Origin of the sequence: Actinoplanes sp. NPDC051633, from assembly GCF_040681735.1 — a bacterium.
Classification (GTDB): domain Bacteria; phylum Actinomycetota; class Actinomycetes; order Mycobacteriales; family Micromonosporaceae; genus Actinoplanes.
In genome coordinates, this window is the sequence record NZ_JBFAZH010001521.1 from 1 (window position 1) to 1,552 (window position 1,552).

A 1,552-nucleotide genomic window follows, 5' to 3' on the forward strand; every position below is an offset into this window, starting at 1 on the left:
TGACCGCCCGGGGCGTCGCGGTGTCCGTCGCCGCCCTGATCCTGATCATCGCCGGCCTGGTGCTGCGCGTCCCGGCCCTGACCGTGCTCGGCGTGGTGGCGGCCGCGGCCGTGCTGGCCGCGGTCGCGCTGACCGCCCCGGCGCTGCGGGTCGAGGTGCGCCGCGCGGTGCACCCCGACCGGGTCGAGCGAGGGCGGCCGGCGCTGGCCCGGTTGCACGTACGCAACACCGGCGCCCACCGCCAGGCCGGCTTCACCGCGGCCGACCGGGCCGGGCCGGCGTCCAGAGAGGTGCGGCTGCCCGGGCTGGCTGCCGGCGCCGAGGCCACCCGGCACTACGAGCTGCCGACGGCCGAGCGTGGCAAGGTCACCGTCGGCCCGCTGACCCTGCACCGCGCCGACCCGTTCGACCTGGCCCGGCGCCGGCTGCCCACCGGCGACACCACGACCCTGTGGGTGCATCCGCGCCAGTTCCCGGTGCGCCCGCTGACGGCCGGCGTGCCCCGGCACCACCACCACGGCTCGACCGACAACGCCCTGCGCGGCTCGGTGGAGCTGCTCGACGTCCGCGAGTACGCGCCCGGCGACGAGATGCGCCACCTGCACTGGAAGGCCACCGCCCGGACCGGCCGGCTGATGGTCCGCGACCTGGCCGACCCGCACCGCGGCCGCACCACGGTGGTGCTCGACAACCGGCCCGGGTCGTTGCGCCCCAAGCTCTTCGAGGACGCCGTCGACGTGGCCGCCTCGGTGTTGTGCGCGTCGGCCCGGGCGGCTCAGGACACCCGCCTGGTCACCTGGTCGGGGCGGGAGGTCGCGGTGCAGGGCGGCCCGCACGCCGTCCGCCGCCTGCTCGACGAGCTGAGCGAGGTGCGGCAGGACGCCGGCGCCGGCGAGCCGTCGTTCCCGGCCGGCGGCGGGCTGGTCGTGGTCACCGGGGCCGGGTCGGATGTCACGCCGGTGATCGGGCGGCGGTCCCGATTCGCCACGGTCGTGCTGGTGGCGCTGGGCGGGACGGTCGAGGCGCCGGGTGCCGTGCGGGTGCTCTCGGCGGCGGGTGCGCTGCAGGCGGTGCGGCAGTGGAACGAATCGATCGCCTGACCGTCCGCGCCGTCGCCGTGGTGGCGGCGGCCGCGGTCGCCGGGCTGTTCTTCGCGCCGGTCTTCGGCCTGGTCCCGCTGCTGCTGCCGGTCGGCGTGCCGGCCGCCGCGGTGCTCGCGGTCACCTGGGCGTGCACCGCCCGCGGCGGGCTGGTCGACTGGCGCCCGCTGCTGGCCGCGGTGGCCGGGCTGCTCGCGGTGGCCGAGACGCTGCTGTTCTCCACGACCGTGGCCGGGCTGCCAACCGGGCGTACACTGCGCGCGCTCGGCGACGGCGTGACCCGCTCGTGGCAGCTCGTGCTGCAGTCCACCTGGCCCGCCCGGCCCGACGCCGACCTGCTGATCTTCGTGCCGCTGCTGGTGGTGGTGGCCGCGGTGTTCGGCGCCGAGGTGCTGCTGCGGCTGCGGGCGCCGCTGCCCGCGCTGCTGCCCAGCCTGGCCGTCGTGGTGCTG

2 protein-coding genes are annotated in these 1,552 nt (G+C 77.8%); both read left to right on the forward strand.

Features of this window, described 5'->3' with window-relative positions; translation table 11 throughout:
• Window positions 1–1,100: DUF58 domain-containing protein (locus AB0M20_RS42720; protein ID WP_364307137.1), on the forward strand; the 1,100-nt coding region annotated here is incomplete at its 5' end.
• The coding region (locus tag AB0M20_RS42725) for a hypothetical protein (protein WP_364307139.1) at window positions 1,079–1,552 on the forward strand (474 nt) is incomplete at its 3' end. The genes AB0M20_RS42720 and AB0M20_RS42725, both read left to right, overlap by 22 nt.